This window comes from Nonomuraea sp. NPDC005501 (assembly GCF_040605905.1).
GTDB lineage: Bacteria > Actinomycetota > Actinomycetes > Streptosporangiales > Streptosporangiaceae > Nonomuraea.
Genome location: NZ_JBEXDT010000001.1, coordinates 64,609 through 78,389, shown reverse-complemented (window position 1 = coordinate 78,389; position 13,781 = coordinate 64,609). Strand labels below are relative to the sequence as shown.

General features: G+C 71.5%; 13 protein-coding genes. 8 read left to right on the top strand and 5 right to left on the bottom strand.

Annotated elements, in window-relative coordinates; translation table 11 throughout:
• The first annotated feature begins 2 nt into the window (after positions 1-2).
• Together nth and ABZS51_RS00390 are read left to right on the top strand one after the other, a co-directional pair.
• Entirely contained in the window at positions 3-704 is a 702-nt protein-coding gene (gene nth, locus ABZS51_RS00395) for an endonuclease III (protein WP_310707335.1), read from the top strand.
• A 50-nt stretch (positions 705-754) separates the two neighbouring features.
• The gene (locus tag ABZS51_RS00390; RefSeq protein WP_310707334.1) at positions 755-1,393 is read left to right on the top strand and encodes a CoA pyrophosphatase; all 639 of its coding nucleotides are present in this window, start codon (positions 755-757) and stop codon (positions 1,391-1,393) included.
• A gap of 33 nt (positions 1,394-1,426) precedes the next feature.
• On the opposite strand, the gene ABZS51_RS00385 is transcribed toward ABZS51_RS00390, so the two are convergent.
• The gene (locus tag ABZS51_RS00385) at positions 1,427-1,945 is read right to left on the bottom strand and encodes a HEAT repeat domain-containing protein (protein ID WP_355434188.1); all 519 of its coding nucleotides are present in this window, start codon (positions 1,943-1,945) and stop codon (positions 1,427-1,429) included.
• Positions 1,946-2,026: 81 nt separating this feature from the next.
• Here ABZS51_RS00385 and ABZS51_RS00380 point away from each other — a divergent pair, with 81 nt between their 5' ends.
• The gene (locus tag ABZS51_RS00380) at positions 2,027-3,217 is read left to right on the top strand and encodes a MarP family serine protease (protein ID WP_355434186.1); all 1,191 of its coding nucleotides are present in this window, start codon (positions 2,027-2,029) and stop codon (positions 3,215-3,217) included.
• 4 nt (positions 3,218-3,221) lie between these two features.
• On the opposite strand, the gene ABZS51_RS00375 is transcribed toward ABZS51_RS00380, so the two are convergent.
• The 4 genes from ABZS51_RS00375 to acs form a co-directional block, all read right to left on the bottom strand.
• Positions 3,222-3,674 carry a DUF309 domain-containing protein gene (locus ABZS51_RS00375; RefSeq protein ID WP_310707331.1) on the bottom strand — a complete coding sequence of 151 codons (453 nt, stop codon included), beginning with the start codon at positions 3,672-3,674 and terminating at the stop codon, positions 3,222-3,224.
• Positions 3,671-4,591 carry an alpha/beta hydrolase gene (locus ABZS51_RS00370; RefSeq protein ID WP_355434183.1) on the bottom strand — a complete coding sequence of 307 codons (921 nt, stop codon included), beginning with the start codon at positions 4,589-4,591 and terminating at the stop codon, positions 3,671-3,673. The genes ABZS51_RS00375 and ABZS51_RS00370 overlap by 4 nt, the downstream gene beginning before the upstream one ends.
• Positions 4,581-5,051 carry a phage holin family protein gene (locus tag ABZS51_RS00365; RefSeq protein ID WP_355434180.1) on the bottom strand — a complete coding sequence of 157 codons (471 nt, stop codon included), beginning with the start codon at positions 5,049-5,051 and terminating at the stop codon, positions 4,581-4,583. The genes ABZS51_RS00370 and ABZS51_RS00365 overlap by 11 nt, the downstream gene beginning before the upstream one ends.
• Positions 5,052-5,412: 361 nt before the next feature.
• Positions 5,413-7,386 carry an acetate--CoA ligase gene (acs, locus tag ABZS51_RS00360; protein ID WP_355434177.1) on the bottom strand — a complete coding sequence of 658 codons (1,974 nt, stop codon included), beginning with the start codon at positions 7,384-7,386 and terminating at the stop codon, positions 5,413-5,415.
• A gap of 369 nt (positions 7,387-7,755) precedes the next feature.
• Between acs and ABZS51_RS00355 the strand changes: the two genes are divergently transcribed.
• From ABZS51_RS00355 to ABZS51_RS00335, 5 genes are all read left to right on the top strand, one after another.
• Positions 7,756-8,550, top strand: coding sequence for an oxidoreductase (locus tag ABZS51_RS00355; RefSeq protein ID WP_355434174.1), 795 nt, complete (start codon positions 7,756-7,758; stop codon positions 8,548-8,550).
• Between the two features lie 819 nt (positions 8,551-9,369).
• Positions 9,370-10,410 (top strand): septum site-determining protein Ssd, encoded by a 1,041-nt coding sequence (gene ssd, locus ABZS51_RS00350; protein WP_355434171.1) that lies wholly within the window; start codon positions 9,370-9,372, stop codon positions 10,408-10,410.
• A gap of 220 nt (positions 10,411-10,630) precedes the next feature.
• On the top strand, positions 10,631-11,800 hold the full coding sequence (locus ABZS51_RS00345; RefSeq protein WP_355434168.1) for a TadA family conjugal transfer-associated ATPase: 1,170 nt from the start codon (positions 10,631-10,633) through the stop codon (positions 11,798-11,800).
• A gap of 101 nt (positions 11,801-11,901) precedes the next feature.
• Complete coding sequence (locus tag ABZS51_RS00340) at positions 11,902-12,609, top strand: type II secretion system F family protein (RefSeq protein ID WP_355434166.1); 708 nt, start codon at positions 11,902-11,904, stop codon at positions 12,607-12,609.
• A gap of 500 nt (positions 12,610-13,109) precedes the next feature.
• The gene (locus ABZS51_RS00335) at positions 13,110-13,694 is read left to right on the top strand and encodes a type II secretion system F family protein (protein ID WP_355434162.1); all 585 of its coding nucleotides are present in this window, start codon (positions 13,110-13,112) and stop codon (positions 13,692-13,694) included.
• Positions 13,695-13,781: the final 87 nt, after the last annotated feature.

The window sequence follows — 13,781 nt, the reverse complement described above, 5'->3', positions numbered from 1 at the left end:
GAATGCCCCAAGAGTCAAGGCTCGCCCTTGTCCGTCGCGCCCGCAGGATGAATCGCGTCCTTGCGGAAACCTATCCCGACGCACACTGCGAGCTCGACTTCGGTACCCCGCTCGAGCTGCTGGTAGCGACGATCCTGTCCGCTCAGTGCACGGACAAACGGGTGAACATGGTGACTCCTATCCTCTTTGCGAAGTATCCCACTGTGGAGGACTACGCCGCAGCGGACCCGTCCGAGATGGAGGAGATCATCCGCTCGACCGGGTTCTTCCGGGCCAAGACCAACAGCATCATCGGCATGGCCCGCACCGTGTCCGAGCGTTACGGCGGCGAGGTTCCCGGCAAGCTCAAGGACCTCGTCACGCTGCCCGGCGTCGGCCGCAAGACCGCCAACGTGGTGCTCGGCAACGCGTTCGGGGTCCCGGGGCTGACCGTGGACACCCACTTCCAGCGGCTCGTGCGCCGCTTCGGGTGGACCGACGAGACCGACCCGGTCAAGATCGAGCACTTCGTGGGGGAGCTGATCCCCAAGCGGGAGTGGACGGTGTTCTCCCACCGGCTGATCTGGCACGGGCGCCGCATCTGCCATGCCCGCCGGCCCGCCTGCGGCGTGTGCCCGCTCGCCACGCTCTGCCCGTCGTACGGCACCGGCCCGACCGACGCCGGACAGGCCGCCAAGCTCGTCCGTCCCGGCCCCTTCTCGTGACCGGCTCCCCCGCCGGGAAGCCCCGCGGCGGCCGGCGTGTTGGAGATGGCGTGATCGTGGTCCCCGACTGGCTCGACAGACTGGCCGCGCAGGCCGTACGGATTCCCGTGCCCGAAGGGCTGCGCCCGCCTGAGCGGGGCGGTCGTCGTGCCGCGGTGCTGCTGCTCTTCGGCGAGGGCCCGCTCGGCCCCGACGTGCTGCTCATCCAGCGCAGCACGCGTGGCCGCAGGCACGCGGGCCAGCCCGCCTTCCCCGGCGGCGGCGTCGACCCCGACGACGGCGGGCCGGTCCGGGCGGCCCTGCGCGAGGCCGCCGAGGAGACCGGCCTCGAACCCGCCGGCGTCACCGTGCTGTGCTCCATGCCCGAGCTGTACGTGTGGCGCAGCGACAACCGCGTCACCCCCGTCGTCGGCTGGTGGCACGAGCCCTCGGCCGTCCACGCGGCCTCGCCCGACGAGGTTGACTCCGTGGAGCGGGTGCCGATCGCCGAGCTGGTCGACGCGGACAACCGGTTCACGCTGCGGCATCCGAGCGGGTTCGCCGGGCCGGCGTTCCGGGTGCGGGGGATGCTGGTGTGGGGGTTCACCGCGATGGTGCTGGACGTGGTGCTGCGCGAGGCCGGACTGGAGCGGCCGTGGGACCGCGACCGGGTGGAGCCCATGCCCCCGGACGTCCTCGCGCGCGGCTGACTCGTCCGGGTTCTTCCGAGTTCGTCCGGGTGGTTACGGCTCGTCGCCGCTCGCGAGGGCCAGGCCCAGCGCGGCCCAGGCCGCCACGTCGGCGTCGCCGTCCGCCGCGAGCATCCGCAGCGCGTCCAGCCCCGCCTGGTCCGGCGGCTCGCCCAGGACGTGCTGGAGCGCGTACGCCGCGCCGTACCGCACCCTGGCGTCGGGGTGAGCGGCGAGGTCGATCACCGACGGCAGCGAGCGCGGGTCGGCGAGGTGGCCGAAGGCGATGAGCACCGAGTAGAGCAGCATCGGGTCGTCCTCGCCGGCCGCCAGGCGGCGCAGCACCGGCAGGGCCCGGTCCACGAACGGCCGCAGCATGCCCATGACGTCGACGCCCAGCAGGCGCTCCTTCAGCGTGCCGGACTCGCACAGCCGCCTGGCCTCGACGAACGACTCCAGGTCGCTCCGCTGCCACAGCTCGGAGATCACGTGCCAGCGCAGCGGCCCGTCGGGATCGGCGTCACGGAGAGCCGTCTCGACCAGGCTGCGGACACTCCCGTCCAGCGGCGGCATAGCGCTCAAGGTAGTCAGGACGGGACGCTGCGCTCCGGCAAGACGTGCACACTTGACCCTGTCGCTGGTTACCTTTGAAGCGTGCGCGGTGATCTGCTCGACCTCATCCTGATCGGCCTTGTGATCGCCTTTGGCGTGTCGGGTTACCGGCAGGGGTTCATCATCGGCGTCATGAGCTTCGTGGGGTTCATCGGCGGGGCCGTGCTCGGGGTCTTCATCGCGCCTCCCGTCTCCAAGGCCGTGGTCGACGGCGACACCCCGCAGGCGCTGCTCGCGATCGTGATCGTGTTCCTGTCCGCGACGATCGGCCAGTTCGCCTCCTCCACGATCGGCGCCGTCGTGCGCAGCCACGTCACCTGGGAGCCCGCCAAGGTGGCCGACGCGGTCGGCGGCACGTTCGCCAGCGCCCTGTCGGTGCTGGTGATCGCCTGGCTGATCGGGTCGCTGGTCGTCTCCACGTCGTTCCCGCTGCTGGTCGAGCAGGTCAAGCAGTCGATGCTGCTGAGCACCGTGGACGAGGCCATCCCGCAGGCCGCGCGCAACTGGCAGCAGCCGTTCAAGAAGTTCATCGACCGCTCGGAGTTCCCGCCCGTCTTCGACGCGATCGGCGCCGGCCAGATCATCGACGTGCCGCCCGCGCCGCGCAGCATCCTCAAGGGCGCCGGGCTCGCCCGGGCGCAGCGGGCCATCGTCAAGGTGCAGGGCAACGCCGAGAGCTGCAACAAGCACATCGAGGGCACCGGCTTCGTCTACGCCAGGGACCGGATCATGACCAACGCGCACGTCGTGGCCGGCGTGACGCGGGACCTGACCGTCATCGACTCCGCCAACCAGCGCCACGACGCGACCGTGGTGCGCTACAACCCGAAGCGCGACATCGCCATCCTGTACGTGCCCGGCCTCGGCCTGCCGCAGCTCACCTTCGAGGGCGAGGCCGACAAGGGCGACAACGCCATCATCGCCGGGTTCCCCAAGGGGCAGGGCTTCACCGCCGAGCCGGCCCGCATCCGCAGCCGCCTCGAAGCCGAGGGGCCCGACATCTACCGTGCCAGCAACGTCAACCGGCAGGTCTACGCGATCCGCGGCAAGGTGCTGCCGGGCAACTCTGGCGGGCCGCTGCTCACGGTCGACGGCAAGGTGTACGGCGTGATCTTCGCCGCCGCGGTCAGCCAGGAGGACACCGGCTACGTGCTGACCGCCGGCGAGGTCCGGCCCGACGCCGACCAGGGCCGCAACGACACCTCGCCCGCCGGCACCCAGGAGTGCGACTGAGGCGTCAGTGCGCCGCGGGCAGCTCGCCCAGGATGAGCCTGATCGCCTGCTCGGGGTCGCTGTCAGGGCTCAGGGCGGAGGCGCCGCGGCCCACCGCGTCGTACGGCTCGCCGTACGACTGCACCCGGGCCGCGCCCCGCTCGAACAGCGTCAGGGCGCCGCGGCCGTTGCCGCGCTGGAGGTGCGTCAGGCCCACGCAGATCTGCGCCAGCCCCTGCCACAGCTCCCGCTCCTCCTCGGGGGCGCACTTCCAGCGGCCCTCGAACACCTCGTGGGCGTTGAACGGCAGGCCCTCGCGCAGGAAGCGGCGGCCGTCGGCCAGCGCCTGCTCGGTCGTGGGGGCGTAGTCGTCGGGCACGCGCGGCATGCCGCCGGACGAGCCGTGCGGCAGCGGCCTGCCGTAGGCGTCGCGCGGCCGGGCGTTGCGCGGCCTGCCCTCGGGATCGCGATCTCTCATCGGTCGGGCTCCGGATCCGACAGCCAGCCGGTCAGCTCGGTGTCGAACAGGTCGGGGGTTTCCTCGTGCGGGAAGTGGCCGGCGCCTTCGAGCAGCCTCCACCGGTAGGGGGCGGCCACGTAGCGGCTCGATCCCTGGGCGGTGCGAGGGAGGAGGCACGTGTCGAGCGCGCCGTGGATCTGCAGGGTGGGCGCCTCGATCTCGGTGCGCATCACCCGGGCGTAGCGCCGCCCGTCGGGGCGCAGCTGGGAGCGGCCGAACCACCGGTGATACTCCAGCGCGCAGTGGGCGACGGTCGGGATGCCGAACGCCTCGCGGTAGACACGGGCCGTCTCGGCGTCGGGCCAGCCCGGCCGGGACCACTCGTCGAGCAGCCGCCCGACCATGGCCCCGCCGTTGCGGGTCAGCCGGTGCTCCGGCAGGAACGGCAGCTGGAAGCCGAGGCGCTGGCTGCTCGCCCGGAGCTGGCCGAGCGGGTCGGTGAGCAGGGCGCCGCGCAGCCGTACGGGATGGGGGGCGGAGACGGTCACCAGGCGGCGCACGGACTTGGCGTCGAGCACGGCCATCGTCCACGCGAGCAGCCCGCCCCAGTCGTGGCCGACCACGATCGCGCCCGTCTCGCCCAGCGCCCGGATCAGGCCCGTCGCGTCGGCCGCCAGCGTCGGCAGGTCGTAGCCGCGCGGCGGCTTGTCGCTGCCGCCGTAGCCGCGCAGGTCCACCGCGACCGCCCGGTAGCCGGCCGCCGGCAGCGACCGGAGCTGGTGCCGCCACGTCCACCAGAACTGCGGGAACCCGTGCAGCAACAGCACCAGAGGCCCCTCGCCCGCCTCCACGACGTGGAAGCGCGTGCCGCCCGCGTGGACCTGCCGGTGCTTCCAGGGACCGTCGATGTGGACGGCTGACTCGTCAGGTGCCATCGCGGCTCACCGGCTCCCGGTGCAGCCCCACCTGGCCCGCCGACGGCCCCGTCGCGACCGCCGGTGCGGTCGCCTCCTCCTCCGGCGAGGCGATCTGCTTGAGGCCCTTGATCGAGCGGGCGGTGCGCTTCATCCCGGCCAGCCCCTTGAGCCGGCGGATGCCGATGAAGACCAGCAACGCCGCGACCAGCAGGTAGAAGACGGTCACGATGAGGAAGGACAGCCAGTCGGGCAGCCAGTGGGACAGCGCGTACGCGATCGTGAACGAGGCGAGGATCAGGCACAGGTGCGCCATGAACGCGGCGGCGGCGAACAGCCCACCGGCCGTGCCCACCCGCTTGGCGTCGAACCTGAACTCGGCCTTGGCCAGCTCGATCTCGGATCGGACCAGGGTCGAGATGTGATTGCTCGCCTGGGCGACCAGCGAGCCCAGGGATTCTTCCTCGGGAGTCTGCGGCATGAACGTCTCCTATCGAGGCCTGGTGGCCGTGTCAAACATCATCCAGCGCTTTGCGCCGGTTGCGTACCCATACGTGCCGCATGCGGGTCCGTACGGGAAGCGCCGCTTGCATACCTTTGTCTGCCCGGCGGTGGCGCCGCCCGGCCGGTGCCGCCGGCCGGGTGAACCCGCTGGTGACGGTTCTTACCCAATCGGAGAAGATAACGCCGCGGGCGGGGAGGGGCTTGGGCGGGGCTCTCCCGCGGGCGGTCCGGGCTCGTCCCGGGGGGGCAGGCCGGGACACGGCGAGGGCCGCCGATCGCACGAAATTTCGGGATCAGCGGCCCTTCGGGATGTTTGTGGCCGTGTGCGGCCTTTTGGGCTAGTCCTCGGCCTTGGCGCTGGGCAGCTTCTCGGAGATGAGGTTCATCACCGTGCTGTCGGCCAGGGTGGTGACGTCGCCGATGCTGCGGTTCTCGGCCACGTCACGCAGCAGCCGCCGCATGATCTTGCCGGAGCGGGTCTTCGGCAGCTCCGGCACGACCAGGATCTGACGCGGCTTCGCGATCGGGCCGAGCGTCTTCGCCACGTGGGCGCGCAGGTCGGCGGCGATGTCGTCGCCCTCCTCGGCGCCGCCCCGCAGGATCACGAACGACACGATGGCCTGCCCCGTCACCGGGTCGGTCGCGCCCACCACCGCGGCCTCGGCCACCTTCGGGTGACTGACCAGCGCGCTCTCCACCTCGGTGGTGGAGATGTTGTGGCCGGAGACGAGCATGACGTCGTCGACGCGGCCGAGCAGCCACAGGTCGCCGTCCTCGTCCTTCTTCGCGCCGTCGCCGGGGAAGTACATGCCCTCGAACCGGCTCCAGTACGTGTCGATGTAGCGCTGGTCGTCGCCCCAGATCGTGCGCAGCATCGCCGGCCACGGCTCACGGACGACGAGGAACCCGCCGCCGCCGTTCGGGACGCTGTTGCCCTGGTCGTCGACCACGTCCGCGACGATGCCCGGCAGCGGGCGCATGGCGGCTCCCGGCTTGCCGTGGGTCACGCCGGGCAGCGGGCTGATCATGATGGCGCCGGTCTCGGTCTGCCACCAGGTGTCGACCACGGGGCAACGCTCGTGGCCGATGTGCTCGCGGTACCAGACGTACGCCTCGGGGTTGATCGGCTCACCGACGGAGCCGAGGATGCGCAGGCTGGACATGTCGAACTTGGCGGGGATGTCGTCCCCCCACTTCATGAACGTCCGGATGGCCGTCGGCGCGGTGTAGAGCAGCGTGACCTTGTACTTCTGGACGATCTCCCAGAACCGGCCGCGGTGCGGGGTGTCGGGAGTGCCCTCGTAGATCACGCTCGTGGCGCCGTTGGCCAGCGGGCCGTACACGATGTAGGAGTGGCCGGTCACCCAGCCGATGTCGGCGGTGCACCAGTAGATGTCGCTCTCGGGCTTGAGGTCGAACACCGCCTGGTGCGTCCAGGCCGTCTGCGTCAGATATCCGCCCGTGGTGTGCAGGATGCCCTTCGGCCGCCCGGTCGTGCCGCTGGTGTAGAGGATGTAGAGCGGGTGCTCGGAGTCGTGCGCCTCCGGCGTGTGCTGCTCGCTCTGCCGCTCCACCACGTCGTGCCACCACACGTCGCGCTCGTTGACGGCGACGTCCTGCCCGGTACGCCGTACCACCAGAACGTGCTCGACCTGCGGGCACTCGGCGACGGCCTCGTCCACGGTCGGCTTCAGCGCGCTCGGCGCGCCACGGCGGTAACCGCCGTCGGAGGTGATGACCAGCTTGGCGTCGGCGTCGTCGATGCGGCTCTTCAGCGCGGTGGCGGAGAAGCCGCCGAACACCACCGAGTGGATCGCCCCGATCCGCGCGCACGCGAGCATCGCGATCGGCAGCTCGGGGATCATCGGCATGTAGATGGCCACCCGGTCGCCCTTGCCCACGCCCAGCTCCAGCAGCGCGTTGGCCGCCTTGGAGACCTCCCGCTGGAGGTCGGCGTAGGTCAGGACACGGGTGTCGCCCTCGGGCTCGCCCTCCCAGTAGTAGGCGATCTTGTCGCCGCGGCCCTCCTCGACGTGACGGTCCACGCAGTTGTAGGCGACGTTCAGCTCACCGCCGATGAACCACTTGGCGAAAGGCGGGTTCCACTCCAGTGTGGTGTCCCAGCGCTTGGCCCAGGCCAGCCTGCCGGCGGCACCCTCCCAGAAGGCAAGACGGTCGGCGGCGGCCTCGCCGTAGGCCGCCTCGGTCACGTTCGCGGCGGCCGCGAGCTCGGCTGGGGGCGCGAACCGGCGATTTTCCTGCAGGAGGTTCGACAGCGCCTGCGGCTCGGTGCCAGGGGTCTCCGGGGCCACCTCGTGCTCCTTCTATGGCCAGGTTGTTAGGTCGTGTCCCACTTCACCAGCTCATAGGGGGCGCACACAAGAGGTCTAGACAGGTCTGTACCTCATGGCCCGACGGGCCGGCCTTTTATCCAGATTGGCCGGACAAAAGCTATTGAAATGTTGCCGCATCGAAATGGAGCAAAGCTGGAACGGGCCAAATGGCGGCGTCGGGCAGGGCTTTATGAGCCCCGGGGCGGGGTCGTACGGTCCGGCGCCATGCCGTGGGCCGGCCGGGCCGCGCCGGTCCGGCGGTCACTCCGCGCTGCCGTTTCCCTGGCTCCTCGAAACAGGTCGGATGGCCGGTCGGACCAGTAGTACTCACGGGTAAGGTCGGGTTCCGTGAGTGACCCACTGGCCGTCATCGCGCGGCTCCCCGGCGTCCCCGAGGCGGTGGAGGAGGCTCGGCGGGCCGTCGACCTGCTGTACCGGCACCGTGTCCTGCGACGCGCCGGCCCGGCGGTCTCCGCGGAGTCGTCGCTGCGCGGCGCGCGGGCGTCGGCGGCCATCGAGGGCGTGGACGTTCCGCTCGACGCGCTCCGGCGCGACGAGGTGCACGACCCGGTCGTCCAGGGGGCGCTGCGCGCGTCGGCCGAGATGGGCCGCCTCGGCCCCACCTGGCGCAAGGCTCCGCGGCAGGTCCTGGCCCGGCTCCACACGGCGGCCGCCGCCGGCCTGGCCGACCCTGCGCACCTCGGCCGTCCGCGCACGGACTCCCCGGATCAGGAAGCGGAGGTCCCCGACCCCCTCGTCCTGGGCCCCGCGCCGGGCGCCAAGGAGACCGGCGCGCGGATGGAGGCCCTGTTCGAGCTGCTGGGGACGCCGACGAAGGCGCCCGCGCTCGTGCTGGCCGCCGTGGTGCACGCCGAGCTCGCGGTCCTGCGGCCGTTCGGTGTCGCGGACGGCGTGGTGGCCCGAGCGGCCGAACGCCTCACGCTGGTGGAGTACGGGCTGGACCCGAAGTCGCTGGCGGCCGTCGAGGTGGGGCACCTGGAGCTGCCGTACACGGACGGGCTGCGCGCCTACCTGACGGGCACGGGCGAGGGTGTGGCGGAGTGGGTACGGCAGTGTGCCTCCGCGGTGACCCTCGGGGTGCGGGAAGCGACCGCCATCTGCGAGGCGCTCCAGCGCGGCTGAGCGCGACCGGTGTCACTGCGCACATAGCGGACGGCGTCCCGATATGAGACGCCGTCTGCCGGTGCGTCACACAGGGTTACCAAGCGCGCATCTCTGTTCGTCGGACGGGTCAAGCCCGTCTCGACGCGCCTCCCGCGGCTGGTCGCGCGTGGGTGCCCTGCTGACGCACCCGGACAAGTGGTCCGTGTCACCTTTGTACGTCGGATCCGCCCTGATGGGAACCCCTTGGAACAAGACCTTTGCCGAGTCGGGGAAGACCTCTCCATGGAGGGGTGCACACCGGTCGATTGCCGGCCGGTGACCATCACTTAGGGTGACGTCCTTTATGTGATCGTTATGCTTGACGGAAAAAACTTGGCGAAAATGCGAGTTTGCTCCTCGACGTAACTCGAGTTGATCGGGCAGCATACGGTGGTATCCCAGAAACTGGAGTGACTGCGCACGGGATTGCTTTGCGACTCCCTTGCCATGCTCCGGTCATGTGATGAAAGCTTTCTTCTGAAACGGGACCGGCTCTACCCCCCCGGAGCCGGACCGATCAGGCGACCCCCGCTCTCCCCCCCGGCGGGGGTCGCCCCTTTTCTCTCGTCTGCCCTCGTCGCCCTCCACCGGCAGCCCGCCTCAACCGTCCGGCTGCCTGCTCACGGAGCGCCCGGGGCACCTGATCACCTTGCTCCGCCTCGGCCGATCGGCGGCTACGGCGAAAGTTGTCCACAGCCACGACCCAGCAACCCACCCTCATCCACAGAATGCCGTTCGCTCCAACCCGGCACCCACTCACGTCGGCAAGGTGGACCTCCCGAGCCCAGGGAGGCCCAGATGCACCGCCCGCTGGTCATCACCGAGGACCACGACCTCCTCGACGACCTCGTCCGCATAGCAGCCGCTGCCGGCGCGCAACTGGACGTCGCCCACACCCCCACCCATGCCAGGCCGTTGTGGAACCTCGCCTCGCTGGTGGCTGTCGGAGACGACGTGGCCGACTCGGTGGCCGCCGCCGCGCCCCCCGCCAGAGATCGCGTCCTGCTGGTCGTCCGAGAGCCTGACGACCCGGACAACTGGCGCAAGTGCGTCGCGGTGGGAGCTCAGGCTGTCGTGGCGCTGCCGTCGGGGGAGCGCCGGCTGGTGGAGGAGTTCGCCGACGCCATGGAGCCGGAGCCGCGCGCCGGCGTCGTGCTGTGCGTGATCGGCGGCCGGGGAGGCGCCGGTGCGAGTGTCCTGTCCTCCTGCCTGGCGCTCAAAGCCTCCCAGGAGCGGTTGCGCACGCTCCTGATCGACGCCGACCCGTTGGGCGGCGGCATAGACGCGCTGCTCGGCCACGAGGAGTCGGGAGGCGCCCGTTGGGGGGACCTGGTCGCCCGTGAAGGCCGGGTCAGCTCGACGGCACTCCAGACGGCCCTACCGGCGTTCGGAGAGCTCAGTGTGCTCTCGTTCCCGCGTCGTGAGGTGCAGCCCATCCCCGCGCAGGCGATGCGCTCGGTCCTCGAAGCCGGCCATCGAGGCTTCGACCTCGTCGTCGTGGACCTGCCCCGCCACGTCGACCCCGCCGCCGCCGAGGCCCTGGCCAGGGCGAGCACCACGTTCCTGGTGGTCAGCGCGGACGTGCGCGGCGTCCTGGCCGCCGCCCAGGTGCTCGCGGCAACCACCCACCACACCGCGGACGTCCGCGCCGTCGTCCGCCCGGGCGTCCTGGACGAGGAGGTCATCACCACCTCACTCCACATCCCCGTGGCCGGCCGACTCCCCGACCACCCCCGCCTGACCACCACCCTCAACCACGGCGAGCTCCCGAAGCTCGGCCCCCGCACCCCCCTGGGCGCCGCGTGCGCCTCCCTCCTCCGCGACCTCCTCCCCACCTGAGCCGGACGGCTGGCACGACGAACGGCATAGCCGGCAAGCCCCTCAAGCCAGGCCAGAACAGGCACAAAGACAGCACCTACGGCGGCGCGGGCGTCCGACGGTGCGCACGCATCCACGACGGCACGCACGTACGTACGACGGCACACCCGTGCGTACGACGGCACGCCCGTGCGTACGACGGCGCGCACGCATACACGACGGGCAACCCCAGGGAGAGAAGATGACCACCACCAACCCCACCGTGTCCCCCGAACTGGTCGAAGCCGTGCGGGTGCGCCTGGCGCGCACAGGCGTCGAACCCAGCGCCGCGCAGGTCGCCGTGGCTCTCCGGGCGGAGAAGTCCGTGTACGGCGACGCCGAGATCCTGGCGGTGGCCCGCGCCCTCTGCGCGGACCTCATCGGCGCGGGCCCGCTGGAGCCGCTGCTGGCCGAGCCCGATGTCACCGACGTCCTGGTCAACGGCCCACGAGAGGTGTGGGTCGACGCCGGCCAAGGGCTGCGCCGCACCTCGGTCGCCTTCACCGACGACAGCGCGGTGCGACGGCTGGCGCAGCGGCTGGCCGCCGCCGCGGGCAGACGACTCGACGACGCCTCGCCGTACGTGGACGCCCGACTCGCCGGAGGCGTCCGCCTGCACGCCGTCCTGCCCCCGGTGGCTCCGGGCGGCACCTGCCTCTCGCTGCGCCTCCCACCCAAACGCACGTTCACGCTGGTGGACCTCGTGGACGCGCGGACCATACCGCCCGCGGCGGTCCCGGTGCTGACGTCGATGGTGTCGGGCAGGCTGGCGTTCCTGGTGACGGGCGGGACGGGTACGGGCAAGACCACCCTGCTCTCGGCCCTGCTGTCGCTGGCCGACCCCCGTGAGCGCCTGCTCCTCGTGGAGGACTCGGCCGAGCTGCGCCCCCTGCACCCTCATGTCGTCCGCCTGGAGTCGCGTCCCGCCAACCTGGAGGGAGCGGGAGGCGTGGGACTGCGCGATCTCGTACGGCAAGCGCTGCGCATGCGCCCGGACAGGGTCGTCGTGGGCGAGGTACGAGGCGCGGAGATGGTCGACCTGCTGGCAGCGCTCAACACGGGCCACGAGGGCGGCTGCGGCACGTTGCACGCCAACACCGCGGCGGACGTGCCCCCACGCCTGGAGGCCCTCGGCTGCGCCGCCGGACTCACCCGGGAGGCCGTTCACAGCCAGCTCGCCGCCGCGCTCGACGTGGTGGTGCATCTGACACGCGGACGCACGGACGGCCGCCGCCGCGTGGCGGAGATCTGCCTCCTGTCCCGCACACCGGCGGGCTTGGTGGAGGCGGTCCCGGCTCTGAGCTTCGACGCACACGGCCGCTCCCACTTCGGCCCCGGCTACGACGCCCTCGCAGCGAGAACACCGTCATGACCAGCTTCGACCTCAAGCAGCAGCAGTGATCACCCCACACAGGACGACAGAACAGCGGAGTGGCTCCGCGGCATGCGACGAGCAGCAGGCAGGAGAAGGCGATGACGGCGTTCACGGCCGCGATGTTCACAACCCTCGCCCTCTGGCTGTGGACAGGCCCCGACATCGCGGTGGCACGACTGCGCCGCATGACCTCGCCCCAGCGGTCGTTCCCGTGGCAGTCCCTACGACGGCTGGCGGCGCGCCCCAGCCCGGCCCGCCGAGCCGACGCCTGGCGCCGGGCCACGATCGAGCTGTGCCAGTCCCTGACGGCTGAACTCACGGCCGGCCGCACCCCGGGCGAGGCGCTGACGAGAGCCCTCGAAGCCGTGGACTTCCCCGACGCGGACGCCATGCGGCCAGTCGCGGCGGCGGCCCGTGACGGCGGGGACGTGTCGAGCGCCCTTGCGGCGGTCGCACCGGCTCAAGGAGGTGAGGGCCTGCGCCGCCTGGCCGCCTGCTGGGAGGTCAGCGTGACGGCGGGAGCAGGCCTCGCCGCGTTGGTGGAGCGGGTCGGAGGCACCTTACGCGCAGCCCAGGTCCACCGGCAGGACGTCGCCGCCCAGCTCGCCGGCCCACGCACGACGGCCAGGATGCTCGCCGCCCTCCCGGCCCTCGGCCTCCTCATGGCCGCCACCCTGGACATGCATCCGCTGGACTTCCTGTTCGGCACCCTTCCCGGCCTCGCGTGCCTCATGGCCGGCATCGCCCTTGACGCCTGCGGCCTGTGGTGGACCCACTGCATGGCCCTGCGAGCCCAGGCTTCATGAAGGCCGGTCCGTACCAGTGTGACGCCCGGCGCCCCTCGCCTCCGATCCATGCACGTCTCCCGGATCGTCCCGGCGGCGGCAGCCATCCACTCCACCGGGCCGCAGAACACGCCACCACCCACCCACCCATTCACTCAAGGCCGCCATCCCACGAACCGACAGCGACCAACGAATCGGATCAGCCAATGCTCGCCCTCCTATCGGCACTCTGTGCCGGCCTCTCCACGTGGCTGTGCATGTCACCGACCACCCCCGCTGAGCGGCTGGCCAGGCTGCGCCCCGGGCCCGGCACCTCCACGACCGCAGCACCGACACCGCCAGATACAGCCGGAGCACCAAGGCCCCTGAATGCAGACGGTTCACTGACAGACAGGATGTCGGCGCCCTCGCCCTCGCCCTCGCAAACAAACGCGCACCACAGATCAGGCCACCATGAGGAGTCCCTCCCAGCCTGGCTGGCTCCGGCCCGACCGACAGCTCGCCCTCTCGACCGGCGCACCGTGATCACCTCAGCAGCAGTGGGCGGCCTCGCCATCCTCATGATCGGCGGCGTCCCAGGAGTCGTAGCGGGCCTGCTCACCATGCCCATGGTGGCCTTCGCGCTGCAGAGAAGGCAGGACCCGGCGACCCGGCGCGTTCGTGAGCGGATCATCGCCGACCTGCCGTTCACCGCCGACCTGATGGCCGCCTGCCTCAGCGCGGGCCGGCCCGTCGGCGCAGCGACCGAGATCGCCGCGAACGCGGTCGCGGGCCCTCTCGGCCAACGCCTCTCCTGGGTCAGCAGCCAGCTCCGCCTCGGCGCCGATCCGGAGCCGACGTGGGCCCACCTCGCCAGGGACCCGTCCACGGGCCAGCTGGCGCGCGCCATGAGCCGTGCCGCGCAGAGCGGCGCCCCGGTGGCGGACGTCCTCATGCGCGTGGCGGACGACGCCCGCGAGGCCGCCCGGGCGACGTCGGTCGCGGCGGCCCGAAGCGTCGGTGTCAAGGCGGTGGCACCACTCGGCCTGTGCTTCCTGCCCGCGTTCGTCCTGCTCGGCATCATCCCCGTGATAGCCGGCCTGGCATCGACGATCGTGCTGCCCTGAACCACCCGAGCGGCCCGGACTTTCCGCTTTTCACGACCTTCCGCACCAAGCGCCCCTTCGTCACACGGTTCGTCAGACCGGCAGCGC